15 protein-coding genes and 1 pseudogene are annotated in these 18,242 nt (G+C 45.3%); 9 read left to right on the top strand and 7 right to left on the bottom strand.

The annotated features are described in order from the left end of the window. Window positions 1-605 (top strand): annotated as a pseudogene (locus AAFP11_RS15310) (calcium-binding protein); the annotation flags it as partial. Window positions 606-823: 218 nt separating this feature from the next. On the opposite strand, the gene AAFP11_RS15305 reads toward AAFP11_RS15310, so the two are convergent. After that, entirely contained in the window at window positions 824-1,126 is a 303-nt protein-coding gene (locus AAFP11_RS15305) for a hypothetical protein (protein WP_341737843.1), read from the bottom strand. Between AAFP11_RS15305 and AAFP11_RS15300 the strand changes: the two genes are divergently transcribed. Next, window positions 1,110-3,860, top strand: a complete 2,751-nt coding sequence (locus AAFP11_RS15300; RefSeq protein WP_341737842.1) for a calcium-binding protein — start codon at window positions 1,110-1,112, stop codon at window positions 3,858-3,860. The genes AAFP11_RS15305 and AAFP11_RS15300 overlap by 17 nt on opposite strands. A gap of 195 nt (window positions 3,861-4,055) precedes the next feature. Here the strand turns inward: AAFP11_RS15300 and AAFP11_RS15295 are convergent, their stop codons facing one another. From AAFP11_RS15295 to AAFP11_RS15280, 4 genes are all read right to left on the bottom strand, one after another. After that, a complete protein-coding gene (locus AAFP11_RS15295; RefSeq protein ID WP_341737841.1) occupies window positions 4,056-4,760 on the bottom strand; it encodes a rhomboid family intramembrane serine protease in 705 nt (234 codons plus the stop codon). A 165-nt stretch (window positions 4,761-4,925) separates the two neighbouring features. Continuing rightward, window positions 4,926-6,956 carry a family 10 glycosylhydrolase gene (locus tag AAFP11_RS15290; protein WP_341737840.1) on the bottom strand — a complete coding sequence of 677 codons (2,031 nt, stop codon included), beginning with the start codon at window positions 6,954-6,956 and terminating at the stop codon, window positions 4,926-4,928. A gap of 172 nt (window positions 6,957-7,128) precedes the next feature. Beyond that, a complete protein-coding gene (locus AAFP11_RS15285) occupies window positions 7,129-8,577 on the bottom strand; it encodes an N-acetylmuramoyl-L-alanine amidase (protein ID WP_341737839.1) in 1,449 nt (482 codons plus the stop codon). Between the two features lie 166 nt (window positions 8,578-8,743). Further along, entirely contained in the window at window positions 8,744-9,841 is a 1,098-nt protein-coding gene (locus AAFP11_RS15280; protein WP_341737838.1) for a DJ-1/PfpI/YhbO family deglycase/protease, read from the bottom strand. Window positions 9,842-10,334: 493 nt separating this feature from the next. On the opposite strand from AAFP11_RS15280, the gene AAFP11_RS15275 reads away from it, so the two are divergent. The 3 genes from AAFP11_RS15275 to pip all read left to right on the top strand — a co-directional run bounded on the left by AAFP11_RS15275 (window position 10,335) and on the right by pip (window position 13,237). Further along, entirely contained in the window at window positions 10,335-11,294 is a 960-nt protein-coding gene (locus AAFP11_RS15275) for an NAD(P)-dependent alcohol dehydrogenase (RefSeq protein WP_341737837.1), read from the top strand. Window positions 11,295-11,408: 114 nt separating this feature from the next. Then, the gene (gene tatC / locus AAFP11_RS15270; RefSeq protein ID WP_341737836.1) at window positions 11,409-12,239 is read left to right on the top strand and encodes a twin-arginine translocase subunit TatC; all 831 of its coding nucleotides are present in this window, start codon (window positions 11,409-11,411) and stop codon (window positions 12,237-12,239) included. A gap of 50 nt (window positions 12,240-12,289) precedes the next feature. Continuing rightward, window positions 12,290-13,237 (top strand): prolyl aminopeptidase, encoded by a 948-nt coding sequence (gene pip / locus AAFP11_RS15265; RefSeq protein ID WP_341737835.1) that lies wholly within the window; start codon window positions 12,290-12,292, stop codon window positions 13,235-13,237. A gap of 342 nt (window positions 13,238-13,579) precedes the next feature. Here the strand turns inward: pip and AAFP11_RS15260 are convergent, their stop codons facing one another. Both AAFP11_RS15260 and AAFP11_RS15255 read right to left on the bottom strand, forming a co-directional pair. Next, window positions 13,580-13,888, bottom strand: coding sequence for a carbon dioxide-concentrating mechanism protein CcmK (locus AAFP11_RS15260; protein WP_341737834.1), 309 nt, complete (start codon window positions 13,886-13,888; stop codon window positions 13,580-13,582). 245 nt (window positions 13,889-14,133) lie between these two features. Next, on the bottom strand, window positions 14,134-14,451 hold the full coding sequence (locus AAFP11_RS15255) for a DUF3067 family protein (protein ID WP_341737833.1): 318 nt from the start codon (window positions 14,449-14,451) through the stop codon (window positions 14,134-14,136). Between the two features lie 213 nt (window positions 14,452-14,664). Between AAFP11_RS15255 and AAFP11_RS15250 the strand changes: the two genes are divergently transcribed. From AAFP11_RS15250 to psbQ, 4 genes are all read left to right on the top strand, one after another. After that, window positions 14,665-15,207 (top strand): cytochrome b6-f complex iron-sulfur subunit, encoded by a 543-nt coding sequence (locus tag AAFP11_RS15250; protein ID WP_341737832.1) that lies wholly within the window; start codon window positions 14,665-14,667, stop codon window positions 15,205-15,207. A 193-nt stretch (window positions 15,208-15,400) separates the two neighbouring features. After that, window positions 15,401-16,390 carry an apocytochrome f gene (gene petA / locus AAFP11_RS15245; protein WP_341737831.1) on the top strand — a complete coding sequence of 330 codons (990 nt, stop codon included), beginning with the start codon at window positions 15,401-15,403 and terminating at the stop codon, window positions 16,388-16,390. A 226-nt stretch (window positions 16,391-16,616) separates the two neighbouring features. Continuing rightward, a complete protein-coding gene (locus tag AAFP11_RS15240) occupies window positions 16,617-17,468 on the top strand; it encodes an alpha/beta fold hydrolase (RefSeq protein WP_341737830.1) in 852 nt (283 codons plus the stop codon). A gap of 349 nt (window positions 17,469-17,817) precedes the next feature. Beyond that, the coding region (gene psbQ / locus AAFP11_RS15235) for a photosystem II protein PsbQ (RefSeq protein WP_341737829.1) at window positions 17,818-18,242 on the top strand (425 nt) is incomplete at its 3' end.

Raw genomic sequence — 18,242 nt, 5'->3', positions numbered from 1 at the left:
TCGATGGTGGCATTGGCAGCGATAGTCTGAGTGGCGGCTTCGGCAACGACTTGCTGTTGGGTGCTGATGACAATGACTCGCTTTCTGGCGGTGCGGGCAATGATATTATCGGCGGCGGTGCTGGTTCTGACTTACTCACGGGGGATGTTGGCAATGATTTCTTCTACTACGAGACTCCTAACGAAGGTGTGGATATTATTGCTGATTTTAACAACGGTAATGGCAACGATAACTTCTTGTTCAGGTCTGCAAACTTTGGTGGCTTTACTAACTCTGGCACTGCTAACGATTTCACCAGTTTTATTGTCAGAAATATTGGCAGTGGTGGAGACAATATCAGCAAGCAATCGGTCATTTTGTTTGAAAATAAATTCGACAATGCTCAAGCAGTGAATGCTGTATTGAAAAATCAGAATGGTTCGGGCAAAACAGGAGCTTTCTTTGTGTATCTGAATAATACTTTCAACAAGTATGTTCTCGGCTTCGACCCGAATGCTGCTGATGACAGTCTCCCAGCTTTTGATTTGGCTGTGTTGAATTCTATTCCTACAGTCCCAGGTTCTCTGAGCACGGTGATTACTGCGTCGCAGTTTAAGTTTATCTAGCCTGAGATTTTAGATTGTTATGATTCTTAAGAGCAGGCATCCTGCCTGTTCCACCAAGAATGAATTTGATTGGGGGGTGGGCTCTTATAGCCCGCCCATAAAAGACTTGTTGAGAATCGATTGTTTGATTTTTGAGTAGTGTCGCAAGGAGGCGGAATTATGCCAAGTGCAGTACCAGCAGCTTTTCTGAGAGGGGACCCATTGTTCCTGTTAGAGAATCAACCAGCTACAACGACTTCATCTACCGGTACAACGACTTCATCTACCGGTACCACAACTTCATCTACTGGTACAACGACTTCATCTACTGGTACAACGACTTCATCTACCGGTACAACGACTTCATCTACCGGTACAACGACTTCATCGCCCGGTACAACGACTTCATCGCCCGGTACAACAACTTCATCTACCGGTACAACGACGATTTCGATAACGCCTGTATCACGACCAACTCCGATCGCCCCTCCGACCCCCCCCACACCGATATTTGTCGATGGCATAGTGGTAGGAAGCAGCATCGCTGACTATTTCATCGGTAGCTTGTTCAATGACACCATTTCCAGCCGTGAAGGGGATGACACAATTCTCGGTCGCGATGGGGATGATTTACTCAGAGGGGAGGATGGTAATGATTATCTCAACGGTGGAGCCGGCAAGGATATAGTTGATGGCGGCCCTGGTAATGATACCGCACGGGGTGGTAAAGATGATGACCTGGTAATTGGCGATCGGGGTAACGATCAAGTTTTTGGCGACCAAGGCAACGATACTGTCTTGGGTAGTGAAGGTGATGACACACTCTATGGCGGTAAGGGGAATGACTCTCTGCGCGGAGGTGGCGAGGGCGACTTAATTTTTGGCGACAAGGGCAATGACAGTATTTTTGGCGATACCGGCAACGATTGTTTGCAGGGCGGTGCTGGCACTGATTTGCTGTTTGGTGGAGAGGGTGGAGACATCATCAGTGGCGGCGTAGGCAATGATACTGCTGATGGCGGCGATGGAGATGACCGACTCTTTGGGGGGGATGGCAATGATTCTGTGTCTGGTGGCGCAGGAGATGATGTTATGGCGGGCGATCGCGGTACTGATACTCTGACAGGAGGCGATGGTGCGGATATCTTTATTCTCGGTAGGGTGGGCACATCCGCTGGGGGTAGCGGTTTTCTGACTACTGGTGGACCTCAAATTGGCGATGCTGATTTAATTACAGATTTTAAGGCTGGAGATTCGATCGGTCTAGCTGGAGGTTTGAGCTTTACAGACTTAAATATCTTTCAGGGTCAAGGATCGAATTCTAGCAACACAATTATTCAAGACAAGCGCACTGGTGAATTTTTGGCGGTCTTAATTGATGTTAGGGCTAACGCGCTAGATGAATCTAAGTTCACGACAGCTCAAATACCCCGCGTAGATGACAATCCCTTCATCATTCAGGGGACAACGACTTCCACCACTGGCACAACGACTTCCACAACTGGGACAACGACTTCCACAACTGGCACAAGAACTTCCACCACTGGGACAACGACTTCTACTACTGGGACAACGACTTCCACCACTGGCACAACGACTTCCACCACTGGCACAAGAACTTCCACAACTGGGACAACGACTTCCACAACTGGGACAACGACTTCCAGCACTGGCACAACGACTTCTAATACTGGAACAACGACTTCTACTACTGGCACAACCACAAGTCCCACACCAGCAACCACAACTCCCACACCAGCAACCACAACTCCCACACCAGCAACCACAACTCCCACACCAGCAACCACAACTCCCACACCAGCAACCACAACTCCTACACCAGCAACCACAACTCCTACACCAGCAACCACAACTCCTACACCAGCAACCACAACTCCTACACCCACAACATCAGCAGGGACAACCGCGAGTCCGACACCAGGAACATTACCAACACTGGTTCCAAGTCCGAGTCCGAGTCCGAGTCCGAGTCCAAGTCCGAGTTCTTCCATCGTCCCAACTCCCACTTTGCCGAGTCCAACTCCGCCGGCTTTTCCATCACCAACTCCTAACCAGCCGCCCATCGTCGAAAGTGGCAAAACGATAACAGGTTTCCAGAATTTGCCTCTGTCTCTAAGCATTTCCGCCCCTAGTGACCCGGAGGGCCAGTCCGTGTCAGCCACTGTCACCCAACTGCCAAATCCTAAATTCGGTTTAGTGGTTACTGGTACAATCCCGATCGCCGTCAACCAAAAATTGACCGTTCAAGAATTAGTCGGACTGAATTTCACACCCGCAACAGATGTCATCGGACAAGCGGGATCTTTCAGCTACAGCGTCACTGACGAACAGGGTGGCACAGCAGCAGCAGCAGTCGCAATTAACATCAATTCTTTCAATACATCGGTAACTACTCCAACTAACCTAAGTCCGATCGCAGTTGATGACGGCATCGTATTCACAAATACCAACAATTTGCTACCGACATTCATCGACGTGCTAGCCAACGATGTCAGCCCGCAAAATGGGAAACTCAACATCATCAACGTCGGCACACCGAAACTGGGGATAGCCGTAAATCTAGTCTCTCAGGTGCAATTCATCCCCGGTAATGTACCCGGTAGCACTACTTTTAGCTACAACATCAGCGACGGATTCGGCACAACTCCAGGCACCGGTGTTGTCACCGTTCAAATATTGCCAGGAGATAGCGGGCCAAACAATCTAATTGGCGGCTCTTTGGCTGATAACTTTAACGGTTTGGCCGGCAGCGATACGATCGACGGTAGAGGTGGCAACGATACGATTAACGGCGGTTTGGATAACGACGTACTCATAGGTGGCCCAGGGGTCGATACTATGACTGGTGGCGGTGGTAGCAATCAATTCCGGTATACCAGTCCTGATTCAGGAGGGCCGGTGTTTGATGCTGCTTCTTCGGCTGCAATCAATGCTGCGATCGCAGCAGGTGGATATGATTTAATTACAGATTTTACTGGTCTGGGAGTGCCGATCGCCGATCAATTTAATTTTGCCCCCGGATTCGGGAATGTCAGCAGCACTAACCAAGTTTTACTCCCCGTGCAAACAACAGTTTCATCTAATATTTTAGGAGGAACAGCATTCTTATTTGCCTATGACACTGGTGGCAACACTTACATCATTTATGATGGCAATGGCAATAATGTCACTGGCAGTGATTCTCGGATTTTGGCGAAGTTAAACGGTGTAACAGGCGTTTCTTCTTTATCAGGATTTGACTTTACTTTCATCTAGAAACAAAGTCATTAGTTAGTGGTTACGGGTTATTTGTGATTTGCTTGACCCTGCAAATCACAAATAACCAATAATATCAAATCCTCTCTTCATCGTCCTGTATTAAACTCTCTCTTCTCTTGCTTCGCGTACTTCGCGCCTTCGCGGTTAAATCATTCCGATACAACCGGAATTGATATAACTACTAACTAATCACTAAATCTCCTTATCTTCAGAAAACAGCCCCAACAAAGGGCCGAGAATAGCACCAAAAACAAACCCACCAGCATGGGCCCAGTAGGCAACTCCCCCAGATTCCATACCCACATTAGCGGGCGCATTCAAAGAAGCAAGGCCGTTAAATGCCTGCTGTACAAACCAAAATCCTAGAAAAAAGAAAGCAGGTATTCTGACAGTAGTAATAAAGATTCCCAAGGGGAGTAATGTTAGAACTTTGGCTTGGGGATATCGTAGAATATAAGCTCCCATGACACCTGCGATCGCACCGCTAGCACCCAGAGAAGGAATAGCCGATGCTGAGGCAAAAAACCACTGAGTTAGGGATGCTAAAACGCCACAAGTAAGGTAAAATATTATAAACTTTATGTGTCCTAAACGGTCTTCTACATTGTTGCCAAAAATCCAGAGAAATAACATATTTCCGGCGACGTGCAGAAAGCCAGCGTGTAGGAATTGGGAAGAAATTAGCGTTGTCCATTCGGGAAAGGGCGAAGCGGGTAGAGAAACTCGACAGATATTAGTTAGCTGACAAGGTACTACGGCCCAGGAGTAGAAGAATTGCGTTAATTGGCGATCGCCCAAAGTTAATTCGTACAAAAATACTAACACATTTGCAGCAATCAGTCCATAGGTGACATAGGGAGTGATGCGTGTTGGGTTTTCATCGCGCAAGGGAACCATAGGATTTTTTTGTGATTAAAATATTCACCCTAGGATAGCGCATCTATTCTCAGGATGTCTCCTGTCTAGAGGAAGATAATTGCTGAGGGTTCAGGGTTCAGGCTTGACTGTTGACTGTTGTCTGTTGTTACCAATTACCAATTACCAATTACCAATTACCAATTACTATTGACTAATAACTACCACAACTCCCGCACTTTCCACCGCCATTCTACTTACGGCGCACAAAGCATAGGTTCCCGGTTGGATTGCTATTTCTGCTGTCTCTCCATTCAGAATTCTCATCAATTTCCAACTATTACCATTTTTCTGATAAATTGTCCAAGAGCAGATATTATTTCCGGCTGAATTGTTCCAACTCAAAACAGTGCTATTGGCCACTTTTTTGACTTCAATTCCTGTCGGAGTAGGTGGCGGAGTTCCCTTTAGCCAAGGCATCGCCGGAACGAGTGCCAAGTTAGCATAGGTAGTCGCTTTTAAATTATCATAAATTTGCTGGCGATTGTCAGTAAATGATTTCATGCTGAAAAATATATTGCCCAACGCTAACTTTTCATCTAGGTTGCGCGTGATCTGAATTTGTTTGTTGATTTCGGCAACCGTCCACTTATTACCATCAAGTAAGCCTAAGTTGTTTCCAGCGTAAATATGTTTTTGTTTAGGGTTGTTTGCTACCCACCAATTTAACAGCATTGGATAACTTTGAGCAGTTTCGTCTATGCGCCAGTAAAGTTGCGGAGTTAGGTAATCTACCCAACCTAATTCTAACCATTTTTTCGAGTCAGCATAAAGTTCTTCGTAAGTATCTAAACCGCGACTTCCCGGTGGTTGTCCTGGGCGATAAATGCCGAAGGGACTGATGCCAAATTTAACATGAGATTTGCTGGACTTAATGCCTTCTGCTACTCTTTTAATTAAGCTATTGACATTTTCCCTACGCCAGTCTCCCAGACTCAGTTTCCCTCCTTGCGATCGATAATTATTGTAGGTCTTGCTGTCAGGAAATTCTTTGCCCGCAACCGGATAAGGATAGAAGTAATCGTCAAAGTGAATACCATCTATATCATAGCGCTTCACTACGTCTAGAATTACCTTGTAAGTCCGGTCTTGAACTGTCGGAATTCCGGGGTCCATCCACAATTGATCGCCCCAAGCATAAACACATTCGGGATTAGTTACTGAGATGTGAGGACTGACGGTGGCGGGGGTTTTGCTAGAAACTTTGGCGCGGTAGGGATTTAACCAAGCATGAACTTCTATGTTGCGTTTGTGGCTTTCAGTAATGGCAAATTCTAAAGGGTCATAATAAGGTTGGGGGGGCTTTCCTTGGGTTCCTATCAGCCAAGCACTCCAAGGTTCTAATTCTGATGCGTAAAGGGCATCTCCCGATGGTCGGATTTGAAGGATGACAGCATTAAAATTCATGTCTGCTAATCTGTCAAGGATTTTCAGCAGTTCGTTTTTTTGCTGTTCGGTTGAGAGTTTGGCGCTGGATGGCCAGTCAATATTCCAGACAGTTGTTACCCAGGCTGCGCGAAATTCTCGCTGATGACTGACTTGCACTGTTGGTAGTGGTGGTGGGGGAGTTTTGCCGATGGTTACGATGTATTGTGAGGGAATTTTGGGCGCTCTTTTTAAATAAACTAATGCTTGATAAACCCAGGCGCAAACATCGGCTCGTGTGGCGTTTCCCGCGGGATTTAATAATTTTAAGTTGGGATAATTGACGACTATTTCTGATTGAGTTGCTAGGGCGATCGCACTTTTGGCGTAGTTGGGAATTTCTGTGCTATCTTGATAGATGTTGGATAGGACAAGATTGGTCGGCGGGGCAGTATTTGCGTCGAAAATACCGCTGACTAAAGCCAAGAAAGCCTCGACTCTGGTAATTTTATTTTCTGGCTTAAATAAATTATTGGGATAGCCAGATATAAAGCCTCTTTTAAATGCTGTTTGAATGGCTGGTGCTGCCCAGTAGGTAGTGGGAACGTCGGCAAAGGGTAGGTATGTTTGTTTGTCTGGTGTGGGAAATGCTTTGCTGACTATGGTGGCAAATTGGGCGCGGGTTAAGTTAGTGTTAGGACTAAAAGTGCGATCGGGCAAACCGCTGACAATTGCTCGTTCCATTAAGCCTTCAATGAATTGTCTCGCCCAATGATTTTCAATGTCGGAGAAGCTGATACTGTTGGAAACCATAATTATGTTGAGGGATTTAAAATTAACATCTGAAATTTTTTTTAGTTGAGGCGAAGCCTCTGGATCTGCGTTACCAGGCAGAGCCTGGTAACGAGAAAGAACGAGAAAGAAAACTCACTAATATCAAAAACAGGCTGGAGAGCCTGTTCTTGATATTAGTGCAAGATCTTAGTTATAACAAACCAGCATTTTCATACAACAACCGGATTGTATTCAGGATTTTTTGGGCGTATTGGGGGTCGGCATTCCAGCGTCCTACCAATTCATTCACCGTGGGGGCGACACCCCGCTTGACAAATTTAAAACGCAGGTTTTCTTTAACTAAAGGTTGGTTGATTGGTTCTGTGCTACCGTAAGCTTTGAGATGCTGAATGTGAGCTCTGACTCCTGTCCGGGCATCGGGAAAGGAGAGGCCGGAACTGGTAGCGTTGATGACTCCCATGTCAGCAAAGTTAAATTGTTCCGGTTTCACAGAACCGCCAAAGTTGAGAAAATTTGTTTCTACACACATTTGGCAAAATGCTAGGTCATGGTTGACGTTTTCTGCCGCTGCTTCTTGGATGTAAATTTGAGGTAAATTGGGAAATTGGGTCAGGGCTTTGCTGTTGTTTTTGGTCAGGAATACTGTCATTTGTTGGGCAGTAGTTTGACCGCGATTCATGATTTTTCCCACTCCTGAAAGGATATCACGGCGCGATCGCAAGGATACGGAGGTTGTGGACTGATCCCAGGCTACGGCAATATCGCGATCGCGCAAATCGATCGCTCGCACAAATACAATTCCATTGTAAGTAATCCGCCTGTCAAGCGCAGCGGGTTCGATATCAAAAATATCCAGAACTTCTGACGGAACAAAAGCATTTCCATTCACCAAAATACCTTTCTCTTCGTGGGGTGCACCGTTAATGTTGATATTAATTGGTGGATAACTTATGGGTGTGGGTGGAGGTGTAGGTGTGGGTGGAGGTGTGGGTGTGGGTGGAGGTGTAGGTGTGGGTGGAGGTGTAGGTGCGGGTGGAGGTGTAGGTGTGGGTGTGGGTGTCGGTAAGGGTTTCAAACCCGTATTTTTTAACCAAGCTTCGAGTCCATCAGCCAATCCGAGAGCAATATCCGGGCGGCGAGTTTGAAAAGTTCGCAAGTCATCGATATTAGTCAAAAAACCGAGTTCTATCAGCAGAGAAGGGATGGCCACTCGCCGACAAAATCCCAGACTACCAACACCGGCTTCAGTGTCTGCTTTTGAACCACGACTGACCATACCTGGGAGACGTCGCAAATAGCCATTTAAGATTAAATCAGCATCAGCTTTTCGCTTAGGATTACTGCCAATATAAAACACACTGGCACCGCGAACCTGGGGATTGGAAAAAGCATCAGCGTGCATTTCTAGAGCGACATCTCCGGCGCGACAGCGGTCGTTGATCCAAGCGATAGTTTGCACTAAACTCAGAGTATCTGGGACCGAGAAAGTTTCTATGCCTCGTCGCCGTAATTCAGGTACTAATAAATCCCGAATTAGCATAAGTTCCTGGGCTTCGGTGGTGCCAAAAGCCATGGCGCCTGGATCGCGCTGATTTCCTTCAAAGCCGCCGTGTCCGGCAGAAACGAATATAGAACCCATTGAATAAAACCCTCCACCGTGTGGTTATTTGAGTACCTGCTTTTCAGTCTTAGGTTTTATTTTACCTGAAATCAGTAAATTTAATTTTTTACAGCACAAGTTTGCAGTTGCACGTTGACTCATTTCTGATTCCGTGCAACTGCAAACTTATTTAACCGCGTGCTGATTACATTTTTACAGCGGGGCTAGTAGAAGGTTTGGGAGCTTTAATTTCCTGGGAAAGAGCGTGGGCGCGGTAGACTTTAGCAACGGCTTGCTCGCATTTAGACAAATCTGATTGTATCTCTGTAAAAATGGCAGTTGATACCGGATCGGTAAACTTAGCCCGTAGGTGGTTGATATCGACAACCCCTGTTTGTAAATCCCCCAGAGTGCTGCGTAACAAGAACAGTTCATCTGTTCCTTGCACCGAGGCTTTTAACTTAGCGTATTTATCAGCAATTTGGGCGGGAATCGAAGGTTTTTCGCCGAAATCGTTAAGACGACTTTCTAGGGCGATGATGTGGTGTTGTTTATTTTGAATCATTTCTGTCAGGAGCGATCGCAATTCGCTATCTTGCGTTTTTTCCGCATAATGTTCAAAAGCTTCACAAGCATAGCGTTCCCCAGCCAAGGCGGTATTCAAACCTTTAACAATATCACCTTGGGTGGAACCACCCCAGGCATTAGCTAATTTCCACCATTCTGCATTGCTGTCAGTTTCTTCGGGTAAACCGACTTCTTTACCACCGTAACCAAGTCTAGATAAAATTGCAGTGGTAAATATTGCTAAATCTCCTGGTTGCCGGGAAGTAATTAAATTGCCGTCAATGACTAAAGCTTCGTTAATGTAGTTCGCGCCGGCATTAATCATGTCAGTTTTAATTGCCAAAAAACCTGTGGCGTTTTTGCCTTTTAGCAAATCAGCTTCAATCAAAAGTTGTGGTCCGTGACAAACAGCAGCCACGAGTTTTCCTGCTTCAAAAGCTTCTTTGACAAATGCCACGGTATTAGGATTTGTCCGCATAGTATCGGGAGCCATACCGCCAGGAATTACCACTGCATCAAATTCTGTCGCTACTGCTTCAGTAGTAGTTCCGTCAGCTTGCATGGCTAATTTGCCCAGTTTTCCTGCATACTTTTCGTTGGTGCGAGAACCGAGGACAACCACATCAAAATTTGCTTGTTTTAAAGCATTATAAGGAACTAAAAACTCGGAGTCCTCAACTCCATTTTCAATGAGTATGGCAACTCGTTTTGTTTGGGTTCCGTTATTTGTTGTCATAATCAGTTTACCTCAGACTATCTGGTTATTTTAAAGATAAATCATTGAGATTTTGCTCAACCTCTGGCTAAAGTGATAAATTATGGCAAACATCCAAAGTTTAACAGTGAGTCTTTAGAGGTACTTTATAGTAACAATCTCAAAACACACAAACTCTATCTCTATCTTTTCTCGCTCTCTGCGCTCTCTGCGCCCTCTGCGGTTAAAAAAAAACAAATCTTGTTCACAAACGAAAGATAAGAGGTATATATAGCAATGAGTCGTAAATATTTTTACCCCACCCCAGCCCTCCCCTTACCAAGGGGAGGGAGTAAGAAATTCACAAATTATTTGGCGTTGCTATAGCAATCCTAAATGATTCGTAAATATTTTTACCCCACCCCAACCCTCCCCTTACCAAGGGGAGGGAGTAAGAAATTCACAAATGATTTGGCGTTGCTATATAATTCTACAGGATAGAGCGTTATATTTGAAATAAACCTAAAAATTCGCCATGCAAGCAGTTGTGTTCGATCGCTACGGCGACATTGAGGTATTGCAATACCGAGAAGTGGAACAGCCAACCATCAAACCAGATCAATTGCTAGTGCAAGTTCGCGCTAGCAGCGTCAACCCCGTAGACTGGAAAATCCGGCAAGGACACCTGCAACTATTGTCAGGATTTAACTTTCCTCGCATTGTCGGCTCAGACATCTCTGGAGTTGTGGTACAAGTTGGTCAAGATGTCACCCGATTTCAACCGGGAGATGAGGTTTATACTTTCTTAAATCCCCTCAACGGTGGCGCTTGTGCCCAATACTGCGCTGTACCAGAATCTACTGCGGCAATTAAACCTCAAAACGTTACTCATGCGGAAGCAGCAGGAGTACCAATTGCAGGTTTAACTGCTTTGCAAGCACTCCGGGATTTGGGTGAAATTCAAGCCGGAAAAAAGGTATTGATTAACGGTGCTTCCGGCGGAGTTGGCATTTTTGCAGTGCAAATTGCCAAAGCGATGAACGCCGAAGTTACAGGAATTTGTAGCGCCAAGAATCAAGATTTTGTCAAGAATTTGGGAGCGGATTTTGTTCTAGATTATGCTGAAATTGACTTTACAAAACAAACACAAAAGTATGATATAATATTGGATGCTGTCGGTAAAAAAACATTTGCTGAATGCGAAAATGTGCTACAGACAGAGGGAGTTTATATTTCGACTTTACCGAGTTTCGACAACCTCGCACCGATGTTTCTAAGCTTGTTTATGTCTGGCAAAAAAGCCAAACTAATTGTAGCCAATGCTAACAACAGCGATTTAGGGAGTTTGCGAGAATTAATCGAATCTGGTAAAGTTGAGCCGATTGTCGATCGCACTTACAGCCTCGAAGAAGTAGCAGCAGCCCACGCTTACAGCGAAACGGGGCGGGCTGTCGGCAAAATTGCGATCGGCATTGAAAAAGTCAGTAGTCAGTAGTCATTAGTCAGTAGTTGGCTGTTATTTGTTGGTTATAATAACTGAAGCCAATGCTTTTGGGCCCGATGCCCGATGCCCGATGCCCGATGCCCGATTCCCCATTCCCCATTCCTTATGACATCCCCCTCAGACTTGGAGACATCCGAACAAAATTTTGACAATAACCTCGAACCCAGCATTATGCCAATCGCAGAGGGTTTCATGGGCTCCCGCAACTTGGAAAACGAATTTCTCGACGAACTCCCCGACGAAGTTGAGATGTCTTTGTTCGAGCATTTAGAAGAATTAAGATGGCGAATTTTTTATTCACTAATTGCAGTAGTAATCTGTATAGTGGGCTGCTTTTTATATGTGAGACCGATCGTTAAATTGCTAGAAGTACCTGCCGGGCCCGTCAAGTTTCTGCAACTAGCTCCCGGCGAGTATTTCTTTGTTTCTATCGAAGTAGCCGGATACAGCGGTTTGCTCCTCGCCAGTCCGTTTATTTTTTACCAAATAGCGCTATTTGTTCTCCCTGGATTAACTCGCAAAGAACGCGGGTTGCTCGGCCCTGTTTTCTTCGGTTCGAGTTTCCTATTTTTAGGCGGGTTAGTATTTTCTTACATCGCTTTGATTCCGGCGGCGCTCAATTTCTTTGTCACCTACGGAGCCGATGTTGTAGAGCAGTTGTGGTCGATCGACAAATACTTTAAATTTGTACTGTTGTTAATGTTCTGCACCGGCTTAGCTTTTCAAATCCCGATCTTCCTAGTATTGCTCGGCGTTTTTGGCATCTTTTCTTCTAAGCAAATGTTGTCTGTTTGGCGCTATGTAATCTTGGGGGCGGCTGTTTTGGGAGCTGTGTTAACGCCTTCAACTGATCCTTTGACTCAAAGTCTTTTGGGAGGTGCGGTGCTGGCTCTTTATTTTGGCGGCGTTGGTTTGGTGAAGCTTTTAGGACGCTGATTTCTTAATGATGTAAAATAAACACGTTCTAATTATGAATAATTGAAAAAATGCGAGAACTTTACCCGCCCAGACAACCTTATCACGAAGGAGAACTCAAAGTTTCTGACCTCCATACCATTCATTTTGAAGAGTCGGGAAACCCAGAGGGAAAACCTATTGTATTGCTACACGGGGGGCCAGGAGGTGGATGTCCGCCTGTTTACAGACAATATTTTGACCCTAAAAAATGGCGTTTGGTCATGTTTGACCAACGCGGCTGCGGTCAAAGTAAACCTCATGCAGAATTGCAAGAAAATACAACTTGGGATTTAGTCAACGATATTGAGAAACTTCGAGAATATTTAAATATTCAACAATGGGTTGTTTTTGGTGGTAGTTGGGGAAGCACTCTATCCTTAGCTTACAGTCAAAGCCATCCCGACCGTTGTCAGGGTTTAATCTTGCGCGGTATTTTTATGTTGAGAAAAAAAGAAATTCGCTGGTTTTATCAGGAAGGTGCAAGTTGTATTTTCCCGGATGCTTGGGAGGAATATGTTAAACCTATCCCCATCAATGAAAGGGATGATCTGCTAACAGCTTATTATCAACGCTTGACGAGTCCAGATGCTCAAATTAGATTAGAAGCGGCTCGTGCTTGGTCAATTTGGGAAGGGAGTACGAGTAAGTTATTTCCAGATTTAGAGATACAAAACAGCTTTGGAATTGATGCTTTTGCGGAGGCGTTTGCCAGAATTGAGTGCCATTATTTTATTAACAAGGGATTTATAGAGCCGGAAGATAAATTGCTTTTAAATATCGATCGCATCCGCAAGATTCCGGCGGTTATCGTTCAGGGAAGATATGATGTTGTTTGTCCGATGATATCGGCGTGGGAACTGCATCGTGCTTGGCCTGAAGCTGAGTTTATTATAGTTCCCGATTCTGGACATTCGATGAGCGAACCGGGAATTCGCACCTGTTTAATCGAGGCAACAGATAAGTTTGCAGACTGGTAGTCATCCAAATTGCTAAGGTAGGGCTTACGCAAAAAACCCGGTTTCTTCCAAAAATCGTCGATTTTTTCGACAGATATTCACGCAGAAACCGGGTTTTTGACCCCCCATGCGTAATATCGTTTCCGGCTGCATCGGAATGATTTAACCTTACTAGAACGCAGAGAACACAGAGGGAGATAAGAGAGATGAATACAGGACGATGTTACCGGATTTGATATAAGTGCTGTAAGGGTTAATTGCTAATTTTAAATTATTGGTCTAAAAAATATAGAGATGCGATCGCCCGCGTCTCTATAATAGTAAATGTTAAAATTCCACATCAAAGTTTTGCTAAAACCTTAACTACATTCGGAACTGTTCTACTTCTGGGGTGTAACCGATGGGCAAAATGTAATCCAGATTTTCGTGGGGACGAGCAATAATATGATACGATAGCAACTTTCCACCATCGACCTTTTTAACTGATTCAATCCCCGCAGCAACGGCGGCTTGTACTTCCGATATATCTCCTCGAACTATAATTGTCCAGTAAGCACGGGTGATTTTCTCATAGCGAACTAAAGTAACGCGGGCTGCTTTCACCATTGAGTCCGCAACTTCTACCGCAGCAGGAAGTCCTAAGACTTCAACCATTCCAACTGCAACACCCATTACAACATTCTCCTAAATTTCACGGGATATCTGAAACTCATTGTATGTGAAAGTGTTGCCGATTTTATGTCGCAGGTTGTGGTACTCGGTGGGGAGAGGGTTCGATGGGGGGAGTGGGAGAGTGGGAGAGGGGGAGAGTGGGGGAGAGGATTTTTGATATGAAATCGAAATATAGAACTTAAATGCACAACAACTTAACAACAGACAACGGTCAACTGCCAACGGTCAACTGCCAACTGACAAATTCAAAACTCGTCCAGCAGCCACTCCGAGGCTCTTTCCCCCAAATCTAGGGGGATGCTGACAGCTTTGCCCAAACGGGGGCGATCGCGAGTAGTTTCAATATACTCTCTCACCTGTGCGCTGCTCCCCCAGCCGTTGAGGTAATTGGCCACTGCGTCTAAATGCTCAAAATAATCAGCCTCCGTCATCGGGAAAGACACCTGTTCCAGATACCTCCACATAACTTGAACAAAAATCTTGCCCCGCGTCCGCCGCAATCTGATATCGTAAGATTTTCCCCATTTTTGTATTAATAGCTGGTGTAAATCCTTGCCCGTCATGGTTTCTCCTGAGTGAATTTCTTAAACAATAAAAGACAAAGTTCAAAAAATGTAATAATACTCTAATAAAGGCTGGAAGCTGCATTCTTAAAAGGAATTTTCACAGCCGAGATGAAAGTGAAAGCAGACCGCAATGATTGCCGTTGTCTGCACATAACAGATTCACAGCTACAGCTCGCAAACAAACGTAACTTAAAAACGCAAAGGCAGGTCATGGCTCAAACTTCTGCTGGAAATCCCGATGTCCCCGATATGGGGCGTCGCCAATTTATGAATTTGCTGACGTTCGGTACTGTCACAGGTGTGGCACTGGGCGCACTCTATCCTGTTGTCAACTATTTTATTCCTCCTTCGAGTGGAGCCGCAGGTGGCGGGGTAACAGCTAAAGATGCCCTGGGTAACGACATCGTAGTCAGTGAATATTTGGCTTCCCATCCCGCGGGCGATCGCAGCCTAGCTCAAGGTCTCAAAGGCGACCCCACTTATATTGTGGTGGAAAAAGACTCATCTTTTGCCGAATACGGCATCAATGCAGTCTGCACTCACTTGGGCTGCGTCGTACCTTGGAATGCTAGCGAAAACAAGTTTATCTGTCCTTGCCACGGTTCTCAATACAACAGTGAGGGGAAAGTGGTACGGGGTCCAGCACCTTTGTCTCTGGCCCTGGCCCACGCCACTGTCGCAGATGACAAGCTGGCTTTTACTCCTTGGACAGAAACTGACTTCCGCACCGGGGAAGCCCCTTGGTGGTCATAGTTATTAGTCATTAGTCAGCAGTCAGCAGTCATTAGTTAGTAGGTAAAAAAGTCGGAGTTGGGAAATATTTCGATGCGCATAACTAACAACTAATGACCAAGGACCAAGGACTAATGACCAAGGACTAATAACCAATGACAAATGACTAATGACCAATGACTAAATTGTTAGACCTTTGAGATTGAATACTCTGATGCCACAAACTAATTTATCTGCGATTTTTCGTCGCAGTGCTCGGACGATCGCCAAAACTGCCATAGTTGCGATCGCCGCCGCCGCATTTTTCCTCAGCAGCGACATCGCACTTCCCCAAGCAGCACTAGCCTATCCTTTCTGGGCTCAGCAAACAGCACCCGCTACTCCCCGCGAAGCAACGGGCAAAATTGTTTGCGCTAACTGTCACCTCGGCGCCAAACCCACCGAAGTAGAAGTACCCCAATCTGTTTTGCCGGACACAGTTTTTGAAGCTATTGTCAAAGTTCCCTACGATACCAACGTTCAACAAGTAGTTGGCGATGGTAGCAAAGGCGGCTTGAATGTGGGCGCTGTTGTGATGTTGCCCGAAGGTTTCAAAATTGCTCCCGAAGACAGAATTCCTGAAGAAATGAAGGAAAAAGTCGGCGATCTTTACTTCCAACCTTACAGCGAAACCCAAGAAAATATTGTTTTAGTGGGCCCACTGCCAGGAGATCAGTACAAAGAATTGGTATTCCCAGTTTTGTCGCCAAATCCAGCAACTGACAAGTCCGTTCACTTTGGTAAATACCTAATTTATGTCGGCGGCAACCGCGGTCGCGGTCAGGTTTATCCTACTGGCGCAAAAAGCAATAATACTGTTTATAATGCTTCGGTAGCTGGTACAATTTCTAAAATTTCCACACCAGAAGATGGCGGTTATGAAGTAACAATTCTACCGACAGAAGGTGAAGCAGTTGTTGAGACAATTCCTCCGGGCCCTGAACTGCTTGTTTCTGAAGGACAAACTGTGACAGCAGGTGAAGCTTTGACAAACAATCCTAATGTGGGCGGGTTTGGTCAAAAAGATGTTGAGATTGTGCTGCAAAGTGCCGATCGCGTTAAAGGGTTGATGGCTTTCTTGGCCTTGACCATGTTGGCTCAAATCATGCTGGTTCTCAAGAAGAAACAGGTCGAAAAAGTTCAAGCTGCTGAAATGAATTTCTAAGAGTGGCTTTAACTCGATCGCCAGTAAAGTGTCCTAGACATTCTACTACTAGGTAATGAGGGCGGGGAATACCCGCCCTCTTGTTTGATAGATAGCAATTACCAAGATGCTTTAGCTGTTTCTGATTTCCAATTCCCAATTCCCCATTCCCAATTCCCCATTCCCAATTCCCCATTCCAATTCCCCATTCCCCATTCCCAATTCCCAATTCCCAATTCTTAAAATAATGTCAATTGACGAAAAGACAATCCAGTCCGGGTCCCTGGAATGGTTTTATCGAGAAACAAATCCGCTTAACAAAACTGATAAAGATCCTGTGCTGTTACTGCACGGTTTGCCATCTCAGAGTTTTACTTGGACTGCTATCATGCCCGATTTAGCGACAAACGGGTTTCGGGCGATCGCACCAGATTGGATCGGTTATGGGCGATCGACCAAACCAGACAAACGCGACTTTGCCTACACTCCCGATGCTTTTGTTGAAGCATTAGCTGATTTTATTCAAGCTTTAGAAATAGACAAATTTTACCTAATAGTCCAAGGATTTTTAGCTTCCGCAGGCATTCAATATGCCCTGCGCAACCCCGATAAAATTGAACGTTTAGCAGTCATTAATACACCTGTTTCAGCAGATATAAAATTACCTTGGAAAATGCAGCAATTAGGACTGCCTTTTATTGGTGATATGATGACCCAAGACCCACTTTTGGTGGACAGAACCTTAGAAGGTGGCTGTCGCCAAATCATATCAGACAAGGATTTAGATGTTTATCGCCGTCCATTTTTGAAGAGTTCCGATGCGGGGCGATCGCTCATGAACACAGTCCGAAATATTCAATTGCCACAGTCAATGGCCGAAATTGAATCAGGATTTTCAGCATGGACTAGACCAACCTTATTTGTATGGGGATTAACCGACCCTTGGCTGAGTGTGGAACCAGTTCAAAAGTTAGTTAGTTCCTTGCCAAATGCAGAGTTGGTCAAAGTGGAACAAGCAGGGCATTATCCTCAAGAACATTGGTCAGAAAAAGTTGGTGATGCTCTAATTGGTTTTCTGCGCCGAAAAGAGGTAAACTAACATTTTGTACCTCACTTTCGGTGCTGGGTTAGCGAGGCAGAGCCAAAGCATCTGCGTTTCCAGGCAGAGCCGATTGGTGACAACTTAAGACTGAAACCCATAATAAATGTCGCTTTTAGTCGAGGCTAGATCCCCCTAAATCCCCCTTAAGAAGGGGGACTTTGATCGGAATCTTATCCCCCCCTTATTAAGGGGGGTTAGGGGGGATCGAGACTTCGATACAACAAGAGAGACGGTCGGTTTAACGTTAAGTTGTCACCAATCGGCAGAGCCGGGGAACGAGCTTTCAGCAAGGGCGGTGTCCGCGTGCCTGCAACGAGCAATCTAAAATATAAAATCTAAAATCGACATGATTCGTCTCCGTTCAATTCTTGCCTTAATGATGTCATTTCTGATGGCATTTCTCGTAAGTTGCAGCAGTGTGGAAGCAAAAGTTCCCACCACTTACACAGCAGCGCAGGTTCAGCAAATTCAGCGTTATGTTCCTACTCTGACAGAATTGCGATCGCGCATGGATAACCTGGGAACTCTAATTCAAAAACGCAACTGGGTTGATACCAGAACTTACATTCATGGTCCTCTGGGCGACTTGCGGGGCGCAATGAAAACCGTATCTGTAAGTTTGTTACCTAAAGATCAACAACAAGCCGTTGATTTAACCAAGAGTTTGTTTGCAGATTTGGTGAATATTGATATTGCTGCTAAGGATCTTGACTATGCAAAAGTTACCAGCAGCTATCAAAAAGCAGTCAAGGATTTTGATGCTTTCTTGCA

The organism is Microcoleus sp. CAWBG640 (assembly GCF_020883015.1).
Lineage (GTDB): Bacteria > Cyanobacteriota > Cyanobacteriia > Cyanobacteriales > Microcoleaceae > Microcoleus > Microcoleus anatoxicus.
This window is presented reverse-complemented; position numbering and strand designations above follow the sequence as displayed.